Annotated in this window: 1 protein-coding gene; it reads right to left on the bottom strand. The window is 51.8% G+C overall.

What is annotated here, in order from left to right:
• The coding region (locus B0E34_RS22720) for an aminotransferase class III-fold pyridoxal phosphate-dependent enzyme (protein ID WP_123956556.1) at positions 1–276 on the bottom strand (276 nt) is incomplete at both ends.

Below are 276 nucleotides of genomic sequence, written 5' to 3'. Positions count from 1 at the left end.
TTTCATGGCGGTTTCAACTGCTTCCGATCCGCTGTTGACAAAGAAAGACCAATTCAGATCACCCGGCAGCCATTCAGCCAGGAGTTCGGCAAGCTGTTCGGCCGGCTCACTTGTAAACTGCGAACGGTAGACGAATGAAACAGCATCAAGCTGCTCTTTGAGAGGCTCAATCACTTCTTGGACACCGTGCCCGAGATTGCAGGTAACAGCCCCCGAACAACCGTCAAGGTAACGCTTTCCGGAATGGTCGACAATCCAGCTTCCTTTTGCATACTG

Source organism: Chryseobacterium mucoviscidosis, from assembly GCF_002177115.1.
Lineage (GTDB): Bacteria > Bacteroidota > Bacteroidia > Flavobacteriales > Weeksellaceae > Chryseobacterium > Chryseobacterium mucoviscidosis.
This window is presented reverse-complemented; position numbering and strand designations above follow the sequence as displayed.